The sequence below is a fragment of the Bacillus sp. V33-4 genome (genome assembly GCF_002860225.1).
Taxonomy (GTDB): Bacteria; Bacillota; Bacilli; order Bacillales; family Cytobacillaceae; genus Bacillus_BJ; species Bacillus_BJ canaveralius.
In genome coordinates, this window is sequence record NZ_PGVC01000062.1 from 51,567 (window position 1) to 72,120 (window position 20,554).

At 43.4% G+C, this 20,554-nt stretch carries 18 protein-coding genes; all 18 read left to right on the forward strand.

Features of this window, described 5'->3' with window-relative positions; genetic code table 11:
• Positions 1–33 precede the first annotated feature (33 nt).
• The 18 genes from CVD23_RS19330 (at position 34) to CVD23_RS19415 (ending at position 20,539) form a co-directional block, all read left to right on the forward strand.
• Positions 34–663: a helix-turn-helix domain-containing protein gene (locus CVD23_RS19330; RefSeq protein ID WP_101577643.1), complete on the forward strand. Its 630-nt coding sequence runs from the start codon at positions 34–36 to the stop codon at positions 661–663.
• A 308-nt stretch (positions 664–971) separates the two neighbouring features.
• Positions 972–1,541, forward strand: coding sequence for a helix-turn-helix domain-containing protein (locus CVD23_RS19335; RefSeq protein WP_101577644.1), 570 nt, complete (start codon positions 972–974; stop codon positions 1,539–1,541).
• Positions 1,542–2,098: 557 nt separating this feature from the next.
• Positions 2,099–3,322 carry an ROK family protein gene (locus CVD23_RS19340; RefSeq protein WP_101666901.1) on the forward strand — a complete coding sequence of 408 codons (1,224 nt, stop codon included), beginning with the start codon at positions 2,099–2,101 and terminating at the stop codon, positions 3,320–3,322.
• 54 nt (positions 3,323–3,376) lie between these two features.
• Positions 3,377–4,894, forward strand: a complete 1,518-nt coding sequence (locus CVD23_RS19345; RefSeq protein ID WP_101666902.1) for a sugar ABC transporter ATP-binding protein — start codon at positions 3,377–3,379, stop codon at positions 4,892–4,894.
• 2 nt (positions 4,895–4,896) lie between these two features.
• On the forward strand, positions 4,897–5,931 hold the full coding sequence (locus CVD23_RS19350; protein ID WP_101666903.1) for an ABC transporter permease: 1,035 nt from the start codon (positions 4,897–4,899) through the stop codon (positions 5,929–5,931).
• Between the two features lie 93 nt (positions 5,932–6,024).
• Positions 6,025–7,083: a substrate-binding domain-containing protein gene (locus CVD23_RS19355; protein WP_101666904.1), complete on the forward strand. Its 1,059-nt coding sequence runs from the start codon at positions 6,025–6,027 to the stop codon at positions 7,081–7,083.
• A gap of 30 nt (positions 7,084–7,113) precedes the next feature.
• Entirely contained in the window at positions 7,114–7,983 is an 870-nt protein-coding gene (locus tag CVD23_RS19360) for a sugar phosphate isomerase/epimerase family protein (RefSeq protein WP_101666905.1), read from the forward strand.
• Between the two features lie 30 nt (positions 7,984–8,013).
• Entirely contained in the window at positions 8,014–8,439 is a 426-nt protein-coding gene (locus CVD23_RS19365; protein ID WP_101666906.1) for a cupin domain-containing protein, read from the forward strand.
• Positions 8,440–8,461: 22 nt separating this feature from the next.
• Complete coding sequence (locus tag CVD23_RS19370) at positions 8,462–9,700, forward strand: Tm-1-like ATP-binding domain-containing protein (protein WP_101666907.1); 1,239 nt, start codon at positions 8,462–8,464, stop codon at positions 9,698–9,700.
• A complete protein-coding gene (locus CVD23_RS19375; RefSeq protein ID WP_101666908.1) occupies positions 9,693–10,541 on the forward strand; it encodes a phosphoenolpyruvate hydrolase family protein in 849 nt (282 codons plus the stop codon). Before CVD23_RS19370 ends, CVD23_RS19375 begins: the two co-directional genes overlap by 8 nt.
• A 34-nt stretch (positions 10,542–10,575) precedes the next feature.
• Entirely contained in the window at positions 10,576–11,166 is a 591-nt protein-coding gene (locus CVD23_RS19380; protein ID WP_101666909.1) for a gluconate 2-dehydrogenase subunit 3 family protein, read from the forward strand.
• On the forward strand, positions 11,163–12,890 hold the full coding sequence (locus CVD23_RS19385) for a GMC family oxidoreductase (protein ID WP_101666910.1): 1,728 nt from the start codon (positions 11,163–11,165) through the stop codon (positions 12,888–12,890). Before CVD23_RS19380 ends, CVD23_RS19385 begins: the two co-directional genes overlap by 4 nt.
• A gap of 291 nt (positions 12,891–13,181) precedes the next feature.
• Complete coding sequence (locus tag CVD23_RS19390; protein ID WP_101666911.1) at positions 13,182–14,627, forward strand: amino acid permease; 1,446 nt, start codon at positions 13,182–13,184, stop codon at positions 14,625–14,627.
• Between the two features lie 297 nt (positions 14,628–14,924).
• Positions 14,925–16,985, forward strand: coding sequence for a BglG family transcription antiterminator (locus CVD23_RS19395; RefSeq protein WP_101666912.1), 2,061 nt, complete (start codon positions 14,925–14,927; stop codon positions 16,983–16,985).
• A gap of 37 nt (positions 16,986–17,022) precedes the next feature.
• Positions 17,023–17,304 (forward strand): PTS sugar transporter subunit IIB, encoded by a 282-nt coding sequence (locus CVD23_RS19400; RefSeq protein WP_101666913.1) that lies wholly within the window; start codon positions 17,023–17,025, stop codon positions 17,302–17,304.
• Between the two features lie 21 nt (positions 17,305–17,325).
• Positions 17,326–18,696: a PTS ascorbate transporter subunit IIC gene (locus CVD23_RS19405; protein WP_101666914.1), complete on the forward strand. Its 1,371-nt coding sequence runs from the start codon at positions 17,326–17,328 to the stop codon at positions 18,694–18,696.
• Between the two features lie 32 nt (positions 18,697–18,728).
• The gene (locus CVD23_RS19410; protein WP_101666915.1) at positions 18,729–19,580 is read left to right on the forward strand and encodes a transketolase; all 852 of its coding nucleotides are present in this window, start codon (positions 18,729–18,731) and stop codon (positions 19,578–19,580) included.
• Positions 19,577–20,539, forward strand: a complete 963-nt coding sequence (locus tag CVD23_RS19415) for a transketolase family protein (RefSeq protein ID WP_245917451.1) — start codon at positions 19,577–19,579, stop codon at positions 20,537–20,539. The genes CVD23_RS19410 and CVD23_RS19415 overlap by 4 nt, the downstream gene beginning before the upstream one ends.
• Positions 20,540–20,554 lie beyond the last annotated feature (15 nt).

The following is a 20,554-nucleotide window of genomic DNA, read 5'->3' on the forward strand; positions in this document are numbered from 1 at the left end:
TATCTGCAACTAGCAATACGAGGAGGAATTCATTTGGAGTTCGGGAAGAAGATACGCACTATTAGAGAAGAACGGGGTATGACAGTCAAGCAGTTAGCGGAACTGGTTGAGTGTACACCAAGCTTTATAAGCCAGATTGAAAGAGAAATGGCGAATCCTTCTATCAATACATTGAAAAAAATAAGTGTCGGCTTGAAAGTATCATTAGCGGACCTGTTTGAAGAAGAATCACGTTCTAGTGATCCGGGGAAGAAATACATTGTCCGAAGAAACGAAAGAAAAAGATTCAAGAGTGAGATTGAGAACACGGATATTCAACTATTAACATCCTCTGACATTGATAGTAAAACTATTGAAATGCATTTACTGATTGTAGGTCCAGGGGGCAAGAGTGAAAAGTTATATACCAATCATTCTGAAGAAGTCGGATATGTCTTAAAAGGATCCATCACGATTCTTTTAGGCGATAATCAGTTTGAATTAAAAGAGGGAGATAGCATTTACTTTCCAGGCAATATTCCTCATGGCTGGGAAAACAACTCCGATACTGAAGCGATAACCCTTTTTTCTGCCACACCCGTATTAATCGGGAAAGGCGAAAGATTAGTTTCAGGAAATGCCCATTTTATTGTAGATCCCCTAAACAAAACATGTGATTTCTGATTGAGCACTTATTGAATTCATTTTTATGAGAAATTTTAATTTGAGAATTTATCGTACAGCTGAGTTGGCATTTTAGATAAAAATAGGAAACTATTAAATGAAATATTCACTGGATATTCATCCAAAAAAAGGGAATATGTTATAATAAATTGAGAAATGCTTCATTCCTTGAATCAGCTTGAAGGTTGTCCTTTTAGCACCTGTTATCCAATGGCAAAGAGCCTGTAAAGAGGAGGAGCACGATTTAAGGAAAAACAACAAATAAAATGTGCCATTAACCTTTAGATTAAGCTCGGGAGGAAAAAGCATTGGATATTGGACCGAAAATCAGAACACTTCGAAAAAATTTAAACATGTCAGTCCGGCAGTTGTCAGAATTATCGGAATGCACACCCAGTTTTATTAGCCAAATTGAACGAAATATAGCAAATCCATCCATCAATACTTTAAAGAAAATTGCAGATATATTAAATGTCCCTTTGATCCATTTCTTTGAAGAAAATACGAACCAAAATGAATCGGAAGATGAATATATCATAAGAAAAAAGCGAAGGAAAAAACTGAATAGTCCAGCCGAAAAAGCAGAAGTTTTTTTGCTAACTCCTACAAATAACATGAGAAATATTGAAATGCATATGATCGTCATCGAACCTGGCGGCAAGAGTGATAAGCTTTATGTCAACAGTGCCGAAGAGGTCGGTTATGTATTAAAAGGGAAATTAACCTTGTATTTAGGTGAAGAAAGATTCGAAGTGAACGAGGGAGATAGCATCTATTTTCCTGGCAACCTCCCGCATGGATGGGCAAACGAAAGTAATACTGAAGTCATTACGTTGTGGGCAGCTACTCCTCCAATAATAAGAAATAAGTCCTTTTAAGAGAATGGTTTTATAACGAACCCCAGATTTTATTGACCTGGGGTTTTGGTTTTTATAACAATGGAAAGCTTAAAATTGGAAACCCTGTCGACCTGGTTTAATATAATTACAAACGGAGAGGTGGAAACGATGTCAAAAAGTACATAAATAGTAAATTAACAAATAGGCAAGCACCACACAAATTCCTTTTTTAGGAACTATTTTTTGCCGAGCATTTAATTGGCAAACAGAAATTTTATTTTAATCACTAGCCGAATGGCAAGTGGTTATTTTTTTTCTATTTCAGTTGAAAAATGAAAGGAATTCTAATCATCTTTTTAGAATACATTCACGACTTTATTTATTCTGACTATAACTTTTCAAATTAACTATAAAAAGTTACAACACTAAATTAAAAATGAACAAGATTATAGTTGCTTTTAAAAAAGATTTTGCAAACTTTATTTACTGAATATTTATACTTTTTATAATTGACTGTAAAAAGTTATGATTTTATATTAGAAAGCAAGCAGACAGCCATTAGAAAGTAAGATTGATTCCGAAAGGAGACTCCAATATTGACTGTTCCTAAAATAACGATGAAGGTTTTACAGGCTATTCGGCGGAATAAAAAGCCCCTTTCTAAAGCAGAACTTGTCCAGATTACCGGGTTAAGCTTAGTGACAATTACCGAGCATGTTGAAACGTTAATAAGAAGTGATCTAGTCATGGATTTTGAGGTTGGACATTCAACCGGTGGCCGGAAACCAAGGCTTCTATCATTCAATGCCGAAGCGGGATATATCATTGCGATAGACCTCGAGTCGACGGATGTTCATGTCGGAATACTCGATTTAACCTGTAGCATTGTCGTATCAAGATCAAGTTTAATCGACGTAGCCCACGGACCTAAGGCCGTGCTGGAGCAAATCAAAGATTTGGTGCTTCTCTTGCTTGATGAAAGCAGGATCGACCACTCTCTCATCAAAGGAATTGGCATGGGTGTACCTGGACCGGTGGAATACAGCACAGGATTACCGGCCTCACTGCCCATTATGCCGGGCTGGGATCGCTTTCCAATCCAACGATTCTGGGATCAATACTTCGATTGCCCATGCTATGTTGATAATAATGTTTACACGATGGTGCTTGGGGAGCATATGGTAGAATCAGTTTCCGAGATTGATAACTTCATCTTTCTCAAAGTAGGAAATGGAATTGGTGCAGGGATTATCTGTAATGGAAAGATCTATCGAGGCGCTTCTGAGTATGCCGGCAATATCGGGCATAACAATATCGGCCATGATCTCTTATGCTACTGCGGAAACCGGGGCTGTTTGGAAGCGTTGGCAGGAGGGAGAGCAATTTCTCGAAAAGCGGAACTCATTGCCAGGGAAGGGAAAAGCAAATTGCTCCATGAGATTTTGCAAAGGAAAGGAAAAATCACTATGGATGATGTGAAGCTTGCTGTAAGAGAAGCGGATCCAGTAATGGTTGAGCTCATCCGCGAATGCGGTTTTCAAATCGGCAGTGTCCTGGCCGGTCTTGTCAATTTCTTCAATCCTTCGCTCGTCTGTATCGGAGGAAGCGTAACGGAAACCGGCGATGTCTTACTGGCATCGATCAGGCAGGCAGTCTATCAAAAGTCACTCCCCCTAGCAACTAGAGATTTAGTGATCCGTTCTTCCTATCAAGGGGACAAAGCAGGCATCATCGGAGCGGCGGTACTGACAGTTGATAAAATCATCGATGATTCACTTATCCGTACTAAAGAAGGAATCTATTCTTTTTCCTACAGATAAATTTTTCTCGCTAAATATGTAAGCGGTAACAAATTGGTTGGGAGGTTAACAGGAATGAGTATTTCTAGTGAAGCAGCAGCAGTCTCTGCCCCACACCTTCTCGAAATGCGTGGAATCTCAAAAAGCTATTCCGGAGTGACAGTGCTGAATAATATCAACTTGAAAATCAACGCCGGTGAGATCCTGACGCTTGTCGGGGAAAATGGGGCTGGAAAATCAACATTGATCAAAATATTAGCGGGAGTCATCCAGGCTGACAGTGGCGAAATTTTGATTAATGACAAAATCATTAAGTTTAATAGTCCACTCGAAGCAGTGAATCAAGAAGTGATTACGGTCCACCAGGAATTAAGCTTATTTCCCCATTTGTCTGTGGCCGAAAATCTATTCTATAACCAGTACCAGAAAAAAGCAGGGCTGATTGAGTGGCGTAAAATGCGCAAGGAAGCTGAAAAGTTTCTTCATGATCTCAAGTTGTATTTACCAGTCGAAAAACCTGTATTCAGTCTCAGTATTGCTGAGCAGCAAATGCTTGAAATCGCCAGAGCCTTTTATCAAAAAGCCAAGATCATGATCCTTGATGAGCCAACTGCCGTACTGGGCGGGGACGATGTCGAACAGCTTCTCGATATGATTCGTCTTTTGAAAAAGCGGGGTGTGGCGATCATCTTTATTTCGCACCGTTTAAAAGAAATTTTCGTACTAGCCGATCGTTATTTAGTTTTAAAAGATGGCGAACAAATTGATGATGGCTGGATCCGTGATACTAATCCAGACGATTTAGTTTCAAAGATGGTCGGCAGGAAGATTCAACAGGTCATACCTGAAAAACTTTATAAGGATGAGAAAGAAGAATTGCTCAGGGTCGAAGGGCTTTCAAGAACTGGAGTGTTACATGACATTAATTTCTCTCTTTATAAAGGAGAAATATTGGGGATTGCCGGTCTTCGGGGCGCAGGTCGAACAGAAGTAGCCCGGGCGATTTTTGGGGCTGACCCGATCAACTCGGGAAAAATCTTTATCAAAGGGAAGGAAATAAAGATTACTTCTCCTAAATGTGCGATTAAACAAGGGATCGGCTTAGTGCCTGAGGACCGAAAAGGGCAGGGCTTATTTAAAAACCTGTCAGCTTTACAAAATATTTCGATTGCAAAACTGTCATTTTCCAAAACAAACTGGATCCAAAGCAGGAAAGAGCGCACGATTGCGAAGGACTATGTAGAAAAACTGAAAATTAAGCTTCCTCATTTGGATGTTCTGGTCGGAAGTCTATCAGGCGGCAACCAACAAAAAGTAGTATTGGCAAAATGGTTGGAAACTGGCGCGTTTATCTTATTTTTGGATGAGCCGACCCGCGGAATCGATGTCGGCAGCAAAGCGCAAATATACAGTGTAATGCGAGAACTCTGTCAGGCAGGCATCGGAATTGTCTTAATCTCTTCAGAGTTACCTGAAATTCTCGAAAATTGTAACCGCATTCTTGTGATGCACAATGGAGAAATCAGCGGGGAACTTGACCGGGCTGATGCGACAGAAGAAAAGATAATGAAATACGCAGTGGGAGGAGTATAGGAATGAAAAACGAAAGTGTTTCGTCAATCACGCTTGAAAGAAACGTAATCGAAAATCCGGCAAGATCGGACAATGTATTTTTAAGCATTCTGCGCACCTATAAAGTTACGATCCTGCTTTTTGTCGGCATCATTGTTCTGACGGCGGTTTTAACACCCGAATTCTTCAACCTGCAAAACATTATCAATGTGACCCGGCAAGCTTCTGTCGTTGGAATCGTCGCAATTGGCATGACCTTTGTAATTCTGACAGGTGGAATTGACCTTTCAGTCGGAGCGATCCTTGCCGTCTCGGGAGTGGCATTCGCTTTAATGCTTAATGCCGGAATGGCTGTTCCAATTGCGTTATTAATCGTGATGGTTATTGGTGTGTTAATCGGAATTATCAATGGAATCGGCTCAACATTTTTCGGAATCCAGCCCTTTATTATGACACTGGCGACAATGGCTGTTGGAAATGGCGCCGCGTTACTTCTATCAAATGGAAGCCCGCAAACATTCATGGTGAACAGCCCGATTGTGGAGATGCTCGGTAATGGTGGAATTGGCATGGTTCCCGGACCAGTCATCTTGTTTATCGGAATTGCGGTTATCTCCTGGCTTGTGTTGAAATACTTGCCTTTTGGCAGATTTGTATATGGAGTTGGCGGCAGCCTTGATGCAGCGAGATTATCAGGAGTACGGACCACAAGAATCTTGATTATGGTTTACTCGATAAGCGGATTGACCGCTGCTTTGGCTGGCCTTATCAATGCTTCAAGACTATACGTCGGGCACCCGACAGCCGACAGCACGATCATGCTTGATAGTATCGCTGCCGTCGTAATTGGCGGAACGAGCTTGATGGGTGGACGGGGCGGCGTCGGCGGGACGGTCCTTGGTGCTTTGCTGCTCGCGATGGTAGCGAATCTATTAAATCTGTTGGGTGTATCTCCATACAATCAGCAAGTAGCGAAAGGTCTGATTATTGTCGCCGCAATCCTGTTTACAACACCATACCTGAAACAGCACATTAAGCAGCAGTGGACAGGGTTATGATGGTAAATAAATAGCAATCGGCAAAGGGGGAAAGCGCACAGGCAGGTTGGTAAAGACAATTATAAAGACAAGTTTTTAAAGGAGGGAAAAGGAATGCGTTCAATCAAAATGTTTACTCTGTTTTTAATGGTGCTAGCTGTCCTGCTAATGACGGCTTGCGGAAACAACTCGGCAGGAGGCAAAACGGATACTGAAACAGCTGGTGGGGCAGAAACGTCAGGAGAAATTGAGTACGGCCCTTATTGCGGAAGTGAGTGCCAGGAGGCGTTGAAGCTGGAAGCGGATCCGGCCTCAATTAAAGGCAAGGTTGGGTTTGCAGTTGCATCTACGACTTTTCCTTACGGTGTCGCGATAAAAAATAAAACCGAAGAAGCTGCGAAAAAGTTTTTCCCGAATATTGAGCTGCTGGTAGGGGACGGGCAGAACGACCCAATCGTTCAAACCAGACTCGTTGACGATTTTATCTCAAAAGGAATAGATGTCCTCATCATCAACGCGGTCGAAAAAGATGCACTTGCCCCGGCGGTAAAGAGAGCAACGGAGGCAGGAATCAAAGTAATATCTGTTGATAGAACTGTGAATGCTCCGGTGTTAACAACAATAAAAGCCGATGACTATGAACTCGGAAATGCTGCTGGTAAAGACCTCGTTCAGAGATTGGGAGGCAAAGGAAAGGTTGTTGAACTTCAAGGCAGTCCTTCAGCATCGCCAACGATTGATCGCAATAGAGGCTTTATGGATGCGATTAAAGGTGAAGATGGAATCGAAGTAATTGCCAGTCAGGCTGCCAACTATGACCAGGCGCAAGGTTTGAAAGTCATGGAGGATATGCTGCAGCGATTTCCGAAAGGAAAGATTGATGCTGTCTTTACCCATGCTGATGTTATGACACTTGGTGCACTACAAGCAATCAAAGCAGCAGGACGTGAAGATGAAATACAAGTGATCAGTATTGACGGTCAGGAAGCGGCTTTTGATGCGATTGAAAAGGGAGTAATTGAATCGACAACGGTTTATCCGGTTATTACACCGATGAATATCATTGCCGCAGCTAAAGCATTGGCTGGGGAAGAAATACCAGAGTTTATCAAATTGGAGTCACCGGTAGTTTCTAAAGAGAATCTATCTGAATACAAAGGTACCACTTATTAATCTATTAACAATATTAGGAGGAATTTAATCATGTCAATGAAATTATCTTTCAACACTTGGCCGTATGCGAGTTTCCCGGTTTGGTTACCTGCCTATCCACTTGAAGAAGTGATTAAAAGAATCGCCAACATTGGTTATGACGGAATTGAGATTGGAGCAGCGAGTCCGCATGCATACCCTCCAACTTTAACAAAAGAAAGACGCAAAGATGTAAAAAAAATTCTTGATCACTATGGTTTGGAACTGTCCAGTATGCTTCCAGCTTTAAGTGGTGGTCCGGGACATAATGTTGCTTCGCCAATCGCGGAAGAAAGAAGGCATACGATTGAACACTATAAAGATTTAGCTGAATTATGTTCTGAGTGGGGTGGCAAAACACTTCTATATATCCCGGGCTGGCAAGTGTTCGGCACTAGCCGAAAACAGGCATGGGAATGGAGTAAGGAAGCTTTGACCGAAATCGCTAACACGGCAAAGGATTATGGAGTCACACTAGTGGTGGAACCGACTCCGTTTGACAGCAATCTAGTGGATCGTTGTGATGATGCTCTTGAGTTAATGGAAGAAGTCAACCAGCCTAACGTCAAAGTCATGTTCGATACATTCCATGCCCTTTATCGCAAGGAAGTTTCCAGTGATTATATCTATCAAATGGGCAGCAATCTGGCCCACATGCATATTTCAGATAACGATCGTCTTGCGCCGGGCCAGGGAAGAGGAGATTTCCATTCTGTCATTAAAGCACTGAAAGATATCAACTATGACGGATACCTGGCAATGGAAATCGGTTTTGACCGCCGCGATATTGAACCCGATTTAGTCGCACGTCAAGCTCATGATTATTTGCGAGCGGTTATTAAAGAGGTGGAAAGCCAAAACGCTGTACTGGAGAAGATTTAAATTTTTCAAAAAAGATTGGAGGGATAAAGGATGGCAGATAAACAGTTTCATATTACACCTGAACAAGTAGAAACGCTCCTGTTTGACTGGGGAACGATCAAGCTGACAAGCACACCCGAATTGACCGGGTCTACTGCTTTTAGTGCCGGAGTGGTGATTGTTGATCCGGGCAAAGGGCATGGCAGGCACAACCACCCGGGTGCCGAAGAGATTATGTACATTATCTCCGGTGAAGGGGAGCAAATGGTTGAAGATGAGCATGGCAATCCGCAAGTTTTTAAAATTACGGCTGGAAGCACGGTCTATGTCCCGGAAAGCAGGTACCACTACAGCATTAATACAGGCTGGGAACCGATGCGAGTGTTCGTGCTTTATTCTCCTGCCGGGTCGGAAGCAGCGATGCGAAACGGTTCCGACTGCACAATTGCTGAACCAGGCAAAGTCCCGGTACGATAGGAAGTAATGGAGGCATAAGGGGATGGCAGCTGTCGTTGTAATTGGAACACTTGATACTAAAGGAATCGAACATCAATATGTCAGCGATCTCATCCGTATGCATGGATGTGAAGTGTTGCTGATGGATGTAGGGATTCTTGGCAATCCACAAGTAACGGCCGATATTGTGCGGGATGAAGTGGCAAATGCAGCCGGTACAAGTATAGCTCAATTAGTTGCCGAAAACGATCGTGGCAAGGCGATTGATGCGATGGCGGAAGGCGCGGCCAAGCTCATCAAGAAGTTATACGAGGAAGCCTGTCTTGGAGGTGTGTTCGCATTAGGTGGTTCTGGAGGATCGTCGATAGCCGCAAGAGCAATGCGTGAATTGCCGGTTGGCGTACCGAAGCTGATTGTGTCAACGATTGCATCAGGGGATACAAGTCCGTATGTTGGCCAAACCGACATCACAATGATGTATTCGGTTGTTGATATCGCTGGCATTAACCGTCTTTCGAAAAAAATCCTTCGGAATGCAGCCGCAGCGATCGCAGGTATGGTCCGAGCAAATGAATACTTGGAAGAAACCGTGGAAGAAGAAAAGCCAATCGCGGCGATCTCGATGTTTGGGGTGACAACGGCTTGTGCAACCCAAGCAGGCAAAGTATTGGAGGGTTTAGGTTATGAGACCGTCGTCTTTCACGCTAATGGGTCAGGTGGAAAAGCAATGGAATCTCTGATGAAAGACGGATATATTGCCGTGTCTCTGGACTTGACCGCTACTGAACTCGCTGATGAGCTGGCAGGCGGAATGCTGTCAGCTGGTCCGGACAGACTTGAAATGGCCGGGAAGCTCGGCATTCCCCAGGTTGTTTCACTCGGTGCATTGGATATGGTTAACTTCGGTCCCGTTGAAACACTGCCTAAACACTACAGTCACCGGAAATTTTATAAGCACAATTCAAACGTCACGCTGATGAGGACCACAGCTGAAGAATGTGCTGAGCTAGGGAAAAGAATTGCTGAGAAATTGAATAAAGCCACCGGGCCGGTGAGTGTATTTGTTCCACTAAAAGGAATCTCATCCATTGCCGGAGATGGCGGGGTGTTTTACGATCCAGAAGCTGACCGGGCTTTATTTTCAAGTTTAAGAGAGTCACTGGATTCTCATATTGAACTGTTCGAAATGAATGTAAATATTAATGACCCGAAATTCGCGGAAGCGATGGCGGTCAAGCTCAATGAACTATACAAAAAAGAAGAGGTGCTAAACCATGAATAGACAAGAAATTTTAAGCCGATTAAAACAGCAGGTAGCCGCAGGAAAGCCGATTATCGGAGCAGGTGCAGGAACAGGCCTTTCGGCTAAGTGTGCAGAAGAAGGCGGCGCCGACTTAATTATCATTTATAACTCTGGCCGTTTCAGAATGGCCGGGCGCGGATCGATTTCTGGTTTAATGCCTTATGGGGATGCCAACCAAATTGTTGTTGAAATGGCTGCGGAAGTTCTACCAGTCGTAAAACATGTGCCTGTTCTCGCAGGCGTATGCGGTACCGACCCGTTCAGAATCATTCCGCAATTTTTAGAAGAACTGAAGAAAATTGGTTTCAAAGGCGTGCAAAACTTCCCGACAGTCGGCCTTTATGAAGGGCGTTTGCGTGCCAATATGGAAGAGACCGGAATGGGCTTTGAAAGAGAAGTCGAAATGATTCGTTATGCCAATGAATTGGATCTTTTCACGTCTCCATATGTATTTAATGAAAATGAAGCTCGGTCAATGGCAGAGGCAGGAGCAGATCTCATTGTTGCCCATGTGGGAACCACACTTAAAGGATTCATTGGTGCGAAAAGCACAATGTCATTGGATGAAGCGGTTGAAAGTGTTCAGAAAATGAGCGATGCAGCGAAAGAAGTGAATCCTGATGCAGTGGTCATTTGTCATGGAGGGCCTATCGCAGTCCCAGAGGATGTTGAGTATGTTTTAAAACATACAAGCGGAATTGCAGGATTCTTCGGAGCATCAAGTATGGAGCGTCTGCCTGTTGAAATCGCGATTACGGAAAATACAAAACGCTTTAAATCTCTCCCTCTTTTCACTGAGAAGTCAGTAAACACTCTTTAATTTGTATTCTTAACTTTGATAAGGGAGGAAAGGGATGTTGAACAATCAAGAAGATTTCCAAGCTTATATGTATCTTAATCAAGAAGAAGCAAGAACGATTGAAGCGATCGCGTCTCGATTTATTCCAAGTGAAGAAAACAGTCCGGGGGCGAAGGAAGCAGGAGCAGTCATATTTATTGACCGCTCTCTTTCCGGCTTTTACAGCCATCTGCAAACCTTTTATCGAAAAGGTCTGGCAATTTTCGAACAGTTTTGTGAAAAGAAATTTGGCAAAGAGTTTATAGAATTGTCGAGTGAACAGCAGGATTCGGTGTTGCTGGATATTGATAATTTAAGAGCTGAGTTGGCAACAGCGGTTTCCGAAATAGAAGAAGACGAGTTACTGCTTGTTCAATTTTTTTCAGTTGTCTACGAGCATACGATCGAAGGGACGTTTGGAGATCCAATTTACGGCGGCAACCGTGATGGCGTAGGGTGGAAGATGATCGGTTTCCCAGGAGCGCAATGGGGATATTCACCGGAACAAATGCAGCTTGGTTATGACAGCAAACAGATTGAGATCAAATCACTTGCTGATATTCAAAAGCTTGGTGCATCCGCTCTTAAAAAAGAGGTGCTAAAATGACGAAACATTATGATGCAATCGTAGTCGGACTTGGAGCTTCCGGCGGCATTATCGCCACTGAGCTTGCACGGGCCGGCTTAAAAGTAGTCGGGCTTGAAAAAGGAGCTTTTTATAAAGAACAGGATTTTTTAACGAAGTTTGATGAAATCCGCTATTATTGCCGCAGTGCAATGGTTCCGCATATGCGGACAGACCCGATTACCTGGAGATCCAATAACAAGAAAGAAGCCGTCGTTTTACCATGGGCGAGCAACAAACTCGGACTCGGCGACCCTTTTCAAACGCCGCCTTCGATCGGAACAGGAGGAGGAACTCGCTCATGGGGTGCTGCATCCTTCCGCTTTCGCCAAAGTGATTTTAAAATGAGAAGCTCAATTGTCGAACGATTTTCAGAATCGGCCCTTCCAGACGATACGACAGTGGTGGATTGGCCGGTCAGCTATGACGATTTAGAACCATATTATGACAAGGTGGAATGGGAGCTAGGGGTTGCCGGCAAACCCGGGAATATACAAGGTGAGGTAAAAGAGGGAGGAAACCCTTTTGAATCCCCGCGCAAAAGGGACTATCCTATGCCTCCTTTACCACGGGCAGGAGCGGATAAACTTTTCACAGAAGCAGCGCGGAAGCTAGGCTATCATCCGTTTGCGACTCCAACCGGCATTGCGACAATCGATTATAAAGGCCGCTCAGCATGTACGAATTGCGGTTTCTGTCACGGTTATCACTGCCACGTGGGTGCCAAGCTGTCCACACATGAACTGGTAAGTGCCGCCAATAAAGAAACAGATAATCTTGAGATCCGACAATATGTTCGAGTGTTTAAAGTAAATCGTGATTCTTCGGGTCACGTCCATGGCGTTTCCTATTTTGACTCTGAAGGAAATGTTGTTGAGGTAACAGCTGATATTGTGATACTGAGCTGTTATGCCCTCGAAAATGCACGGCTGCTTCTGGCTTCAGGAATTAATGAAAGCGGACATGTCGGCAAACACTTATCCATTCATAATTACGGCTGGTTTACAGGCATCATGCCTGAAATAACGAACCCGTTCATGGGATCTCTGCAATCAGGAAGTGTGCTTGACGATCTGACATCGGAATTAATTCCAGACAATGAAGAGGGAGTGCTTTGGGGATCGCCGATCAATACTTGGACGGGGGACATGCAGCCAATCGAAACGGTGCACAGTCTTCCGCCGCATGTTCCAAAGTGGGGTAAGGGCTTGAAAGACTGGCTCAGTGAAAACTATCGCAAGCTATTCAAAATGTATTCTCAGCACTCAACCTTGCCTTCGGAACAATTCTACGTTGACCTGGATCCGAAGGTGAAGGATCCATTCGGCCAGCCAGCATTAAGAATCACGCATGACTGGACGGAATACGACCGCAAAACAGTTGAATACTTTATGAAGATCAAGAGACAACTGGCCCGGGAAATGGGAATGAAGGATTGGTGGGAGGATTCGCCGACTCCGAATTACCATGTTACTGTCCATGATACAGGGACTCATCGAATGGGCTGGGACCCTGCTGCATCTGTGGTTAATCCATACGGCGAGGTCCATGAGTGTAAAGGATTGTTTGCAGTGGGTGGAGGCCAGTTCCCGACGCTGCCATCCTATAATCCTACTGAAACGATTATGGCTTTGGCTTACTTGACTTCGGATCATATTTTGGGGCGGAGTGCTGTAGGAAAAGTTGAAAAGATGGAAGTTATATAATGTTTTCTCAATCCCTTGTCGATTCGGCAAGGGGCTTTTTAAATTTTAAAAACTGTCTACTTAATGGGGATAATCTCAAGGGACAGGTTTGCCCAAAATTAAAAAGGAGTTCATACATAAATTGTTTGGATAGCACCATCAATCAAAAATTGAAAAGAGAAATTATAATTTTTTAGTCTCAACTCCTATTTTCGAACCGGAGCCAATGCAAAAAACAAGACACGCCCTCACATAATTTATTGTTAATTGCAAATAATCTTTATAAATAGGTTAAGTTTGGGAGGAATCATCATGGAAAAAGGACTGTCGGCATGGCAGTTGGCGATGATGGCTTTGGGAACTGTAGTGGGCGGATCATTTTTTCTCGGAGTATCCCTGGCCGTCCGGACTGCGGGTCCTGCTGTTATTATTTCATACATATTGGGTGGCGTTTTAGTATATTTTATCCTTTTTGCGCTTTCGGAAATGACAGTGACGGACCCAGCCCCTGGTTCATTTCGTACTTTCGCTGAAAGGGCCTATGGTCCAGGAGTGGGCTTTGTAGTGGGTTGGGTCTATTGGACAGGCCTTATTCTGGCCATGTCAAGTGAGGCCACTGCTGCATCGATTTTTTTAAGGGAGTGGTTGCCGGGTATTTCTCTGCCGTTATTAGGATCGATCATTATTATAGGGGTAACACTGCTCAATTTACTGGGCGCTGAGCGTTTAAGCCGATTGGAGAGTGGGCTTGCAGCTGTAAAACTTCTTGCTATCGCAGGATTTATTATTCTCGGTTTTGTTTTAATCTTGGGGTTAATGCCAGGCGCTCCCCGGGTAGGAGCCGGCGAGTTAGCTGCAGAACCTTGGCTTCCTGGAGGGATTGGAGGAATTGCCGGAAGCATGCTGGTCGTAATGTTTACATATGCTGGTTTTGAGATCATTGGTTTGGCAGCTTCTGAGACGAGTGATCCTCACAAAACGGTACCGAGAGCGATTACCTATACCATATTAGCGCTGGTAGGACTTTATATTACTGCGATTGCCGTAATGCTTCCCTTAATACCGACGGCTGGTTTAACGGAAGAGGTAAGTCCGATGGTAGCGGTCCTTACGAGGCATGGATTTGGCTGGGCTGGAACCGTCATCAATGTCGTTTTAGTGACCGCTATTCTCTCCACGATGCTGGCAGCAACGTTTGGATTAGGGCGCATGATCCGATCGTTGGCCGATGAGGGACATGCTCCTTCATGGGTAAAGGGCAAAGGAGATGTTCCTTACCGGGGGATCCTCTTTTCAGGTGCCGCTATGCTCGCAGCATTAGGGCTTGGATTGTTTCTCCCACAACAAGTTTATGTGTTTTTGATAAGCTCCGGCGGGTTTGCTCTACTGTTTACCTATGCTGTCATCATTGCCACTCACTTCAAGTTTCGGAGGAAACACGGGTGCCCCGGGGAGGGTGAGTGCCAGCTGCCGGGCTATCCGTTTTCGTCGTGGCTGGTTTTAGCAAGCTTAGTGGCGATTATTGCAAGTATGCCGTTAGTTCCCGGACAGGGAGCGGGGCTTGCAGCGGGATTGTCGTTAGTGGTCTTATATACGGCTATTTATTGGGTTATCAGATCCCGTATTAAATTAGCAAACCGGGTGCGGCAGGACAGGGAAGAAGCAACAGGTCCTTTTAACATAGAAACCCTTCGTCCGAATACAATTATCGAGGCTTCGGAAGAGCTTTTTCCGGATAAAAAGCAAGGGAAAGAATAACATGGGAATTGGAATTCGGTCGGGATAGTATCGGTACATTCAAATGACTATCAATTTCAGGATGTGCCTTTTTTAAAGCCAGCTTGTCTCAATGAGATAAGCTTTTTTGCATTTTTTTAAAAATCAGCCTATATTCATTGAATATAAAAGTGTTATTATAAGCTCAAAAAATTTCAGTATTGTATGTTTCAGACGTTCAGCGCAATTTTGTTCAATTTACGAAACAAACTTTGGTTCCAACAGTTATACAAGTTGAAAGCGCTTTCTAATACAATGAAAGTAAGCAGGGGTGATTGAATGATTTTAGAAGAACGGCCTTCAATCTTACTGAACCATCTTGTCCGTTTTAAAAAGACAACCATACCGCAGCTAATGAATCAGACACAATTATCCAAACGGCAAATTAAATATGATTTGGACAAAATCAATCATTGGCTGAAGGAAGAGAAACTTCCATCGATTACTGTCCAGCGAAATCAGTTTATTGATGTTCCTGCGCAAGTACTTGACCATGTTTCTGATTTACCGGTGTTTTCAAAAGAAGATTTTATTCTGACAGACGAGGAAAGGTATTTGGCGATCTGCCTCTATATATTCGCCAGACATGAACCAATCTCCTCAGCCCATCTGACTGACCTTTTAAAGGTAAGCAAAAACACAGTCATTTCTGATGTGAGAAAGTTGAATGACATGATCATCCCTTTCCTTATTAAAGTTTCTTATAGCAGAAAATCGGGATATCACTTAAAGGGAACAGAGTGGGATAAACGTGTGCTCCTCATGAATCAATTAAATATACTTCTGCAAAAGCCAAATGGAGAAAAGCTCCTGCATTATATTTTAAGAAAAGGCGAGCATGAGATACATCTGAAAGAGATTACACAGCATCTTCTTTCAGTGGAGAGGGATTTTCACCTGCAGTTTGTCGAGGAACGACTCAGTCAATTTGCTTTCTTTTTACAATTTTATTGCATCAGGCAAAGGGCGAATAAAATCGTTCAGATATATTCGGATGAGCTGGATGTATTAATGCAGGACCCGCTTAAAGTTGTTGCCAACAAACTGGTTCACTTGTTGAACCTTGAAGAAGCAGAGTCTGAAATCGGTTATCTTATTATCCAGCTTCAAGGTCTGTCGCTGGGAAATGCTTCTGTTGTAAAAGATGATCATGATTTGCTTCTAAGCATATGTGACCGGCTCGTCACAGAATTTGAATCGAAGGCTTGCGTTACGTTTCAAAAAAAGAACAATGTGATTGAAACGCTGTACCAGCACATTAAGCCTGCCTATTATCGGATGAAATACCGCATTCCAATTAGTAATCCATTGCTTAATGAGATTAAGAAAGAGCACAAGGAGCTTTATTTTATCGTCAAGGAATTGCTACTTCCTATCGAGTCACTCTTAAATATTACGATCCCGGATGAAGAAATTGGCTTTATTACGATTCATTTCGGAGCGCTTTTGGAAAAGCCAAAGCAATTACTGCCGAAAAAGAAAAGTGCTGTCATTGTTTGTCCAAGCGGAATCAGTTCTTCCTTAATGGTCAAGCACCAGCTAGAAGCGCTTTTCTCTGAGATTTCCGTCGAAGAAACCGTGTCGTTGAAAGAATTTAATAATAATAGCTTTAGTGACTTTGATATTATTTTTTCTACTGTGCCACTCCAAACCCGGCGGCACTATTATCTGGTAAAACCGATTATGACACCGATGGAAAAAAGCAGCCTGATTAATGAGGTATATCAAAATCTGTTTGGCATTGAACATCAAGGTGTCTCTTCAAATGAATTCATCCAATTGATAGAAGAATATGCAACTGTTTTTGACAGGGAGGGCCTAAAAATAGCTCTCAATCATTTATCCATTCATAAAAATGCAACTAGGTACAGGGGGAATGCGCCAGTGTTGACCGATTTAATTACGAAGGAGACGATCCAGTTTAAAGACCAATTGCCAGATTGGGAGGAAGCCATAAAAGTAGCAGCACAGCCATTGCTGATAAAAGGGGTGATTGAACCTTCCTATATCGATGCCATAATCGATAATGTAAAAACATTGGGACCTTATGTCATCGTTGGCCCGGAAATCGCTATCCCGCATGCCCGTCCGGAAATGGGTGTTAACCAAATTGGCATGAGTTTTCTGAAGTTAACAGAGCCGGTTTATTTCTGTAATGATGAGAAATACCCTGTTTCCTTATTATTCTGCATAGCAGCAGTAGACAATAAAAGCCATTTGAAAGCCCTTTCGCAATTAACAAGACTATTAAGCAACAAAGAAGAAGTACAGAAGCTAAAAGGGTTGGATAGTGCTGAAGACGTACTTCAACTCCTTGATCAGTACGCAAAAGTATTGTAGTTGAAACATGGTCAACACACTTATTGGAGGGAACATAATGAAAATTCTTGCGGTATGTGGATCAGGACTTGGAAGCAGTTTTATGCTCGAGATGAATGTCCAGGATATTTTAAATGAGCTCGGCGTAAAGGGAGTCGAAGTCAGCCATTCAGATTTAAGCTCTGCGACGCCGGACATGGCCGACTGTTTTATTGCGACAAAAGACATTGCTGAGGGAATGGCGCACTTGGGGGAGGTGGTGGTCATCGAAAGTATCATCGACAAGGACGGAATCAGGGAAAAGCTTGTGGAAATATTAAAAAATAAAGGTTTGTTGTAAAAAAATAAGGGGGTTTTAATCATGGGTGAGAGATTTCTTAAGTTAATGATGGATATTTTGAGTCAGCCTGCTGTGCTTATTGCACTAATCTCATTTATAGGCCTTGTTCTGCAGAAAAAGCCAGCAAGCGAAATTGTCAAGGGAACAACGAAATCATTCCTTGGATTTCTTGTAATTGCAGCTGGAGCAGGAATCCTGGTCGGCTCGCTTGAACCATTTGGAAAGATGTTTCAGGAAGCATTTAATGTCAATGGAGTCGTCCCTAATAATGAAGCAATTGTCGCAATGGCGCTCACTGAATATGGCAGTGCAACAGCACTTATTATGTTTTTTGGAATGCTTGCCAACATTTTGGTGGCCCGGTTTACGCCGTTAAAGTATATTTTCTTGACCGGACACCACACTTTATACATGGCTTGTATGCTGGCGATCATATTGGTCGTATCAGGTCTTGAAGGAATATCCTTGGTTGTCGTCGGTTCGATCGCCCTCGGCTTGATCATGGCTATTTTCCCGGCAATTGCCCAGCCGTTCATGAGAAAAATAGTCGGAAATGACAGTGTTGCCTTTGGCCATTTCTCAACTCTCGGTTATGCACTTTCCGGGCTGGTTGGAAAAATGGTAGGAAAAGGGTCCAAATCGACAGAAGATATTAAGTTTCCAAAGGGACTCGGATTTTTGCGTGACAGTTCAGTAACCATTGCCCTTACGATGACGGTTTTATATGTAATCATTGCACTTTTTGCAGGTCCATCCTATGTGGAAACAGAATTGAGCAATGGAACTCATTATCTTGTATTCTCTATTATTCAAGCAGTCACATTTGCTGCCGGAGTATTTGTTATTCTCTCAGGTGTCCGTCTCGTTTTAGCTGAAATCGTACCTGCGTTTAAAGGGATCTCAAACAAGCTTGTACCGAACTCAAAGCCGGCACTTGACTGTCCAGTTGTGTTCCCATATGCACCAAATGCCGTATTAATCGGATTTTTCTGCAGCTTCATTGGCGGGATTGTAGGGATGGCTATTCTTGGAGCTGCAGGAGCGGTCATCATTTTACCGGGTGTTGTGCCACACTTTTTCACAGGGGCGACGGCCGGAGTGTTTGGAAACGCAACCGGTGGAATTCGCGGGGCCACACTTGGGTCCTTTGCTAACGGTCTGCTGATCACCTTCCTGCCTGTATTTCTAATGCCTGTCCTCGGTGATCTGGGATTTGCAAATACAACCTTTTCAGATAGTGACTTTGGAGCAGCAGGCATTCTTCTTGGAAATGTCGCGAACTCCTTCGGAAGCAGAGGTGTAACCATCCTTGTTATCGGCATAGCTTTACTGGCTGTTATTTTCGGGTTCATGCGAAAGTCAAAAGATGACAACAAGCAAATTCAAGCATAGGACATAGAATCGCTTGCTTAAGGAGGTTAAGCATGATCACATCAATGGAACATCTTGAAACCTTCCGTGACGAAATCCGCTTATTAACATTAAAAGAATTGCATCATTTGGGATTTGGCCATTATGGAGGAAGCTTGTCAATTGTGGAGGTCCTTGCCGTTCTTTACGGCGAGGTTCTCCAGGTTAATCCACGAAATCCAAAATGGGAAGGCAGAGATTATTTTATCCTTTCAAAAGGCCATGGAGGTCCAGCCTATTATGCGGCTCTGTCGCTGAAAGGATATTTCCCTGAGGAAATCCTTTACACATTAAATCAGAATGGAACGACGTTACCCTCTCATCCAGACCGAAATTTAACTCCTGGTGTGGATATGACGACCGGATCGCTCGGGCAAGGAACATCGGCAGCCGTTGGCATAGCTCTTTCCCATAAGCTTTCGGGAATGGAAAACTACACGTTCACCATTGTCGGTGATGGTGAATTAAATGAAGGGCAGTGCTGGGAAGCCTTTCAGTTTGCCGCTCATCATAAGCTAAACCGGTTATTTGTGTTTGTGGATGATAATAAAAAGCAGCTCGACGGCCCGACGAAGGACATCATTGATCCGCTCGATTTTGCTGAGAAGTTCCAGGCATTTGGCTTTTTTACAATAAAGGTGGACGGCAGTTCATTAGAAGAAATCCTGGATGCCATTAAACGCGGAAAGAACCAGATGGACAAACCGGTTGCCATCATCTTAGATACGATAAAAGGACAGGGAGTTCCTTATTTGGAGGAAAAAGCCGACAATCATCATCTCCGGCCCAACAACGAGGATGAACAAGCGATTTTAGAAGCAATCGACCACTTGGAAAGAAAAATCGGGAGGGTGGTGGAACGGTGATACAAGCGGCCTCGAAGCAATACGAAACAGAAAAGATTGAAATGCGGCAAATGTACGCAAATACGATTCTGGAGTTAGCCCGAAATAATCCGAAAATCATTGCCCTTGAAGCTGACCTGATGAGCGCCATCAGCACAAATAAAATTCTGAAGGAAATTCCCAATCAGCTCATTAACTGCGGAATCATGGAAGCCAATATGACGGGAGTGGCCGCAGGGCTTTCGCTCACCGGTAAAATTCCTTTCGTCCACACTTTTGCACAATTTGCGACAAGGCGAGCTTTTGACCAATTGTTCGTATCTGGTGCGTATGCGCGGCTGAATATAAAAATATTAGGCTCTGATTCGGGCGTTACTGCTGAACACAACGGCGGGACTCATATGGCTTTTGAAGATCTCGGGCTTGTCCGCCTTATTCCCAATGCAACCGTATATGAAGTAAGCGATTCTACAATGCTTGGTTATTTATTGAGAAAAGTTGCTCATGAATATGGGATTCATTATATCCGCACTATCCGAAAAAATGCGATTAAAATTTATGATGAACAGGAGACATTTGAAACAGGTAAGGGCAAAGTTTTGCGTGAAGGAAAAGATGTTACGATCATCGCAAGCGGCATTATGGTGGCCGAGTCATTGCAAGCTGCAGATCAGCTGCTCGAAAATGGGATAGAAGCAACCGTGATTGATATGTACACCATAAAACCAATCGATAAAGACCTTATCGTAAAATACGCTGCAAGGACGAAAGCGGTTGTAACCGCGGAAAATCACAACGTCATTGGCGGGTTGGGAAGTTCGGTTGCTGAAGTATTGAGTGAAAACTGCCCTACATTATTGAGAAGAATTGGGGTCAAAGAGCAGTTTGGTCAAGTTGGGAAGACTGAATATTTAAAGCGATTCTACCAATTAACGTCGAATGATATTGTAAATGCAGTAGAGGAGATAGTAACTAAATAGTTGAAATAAGCCGAC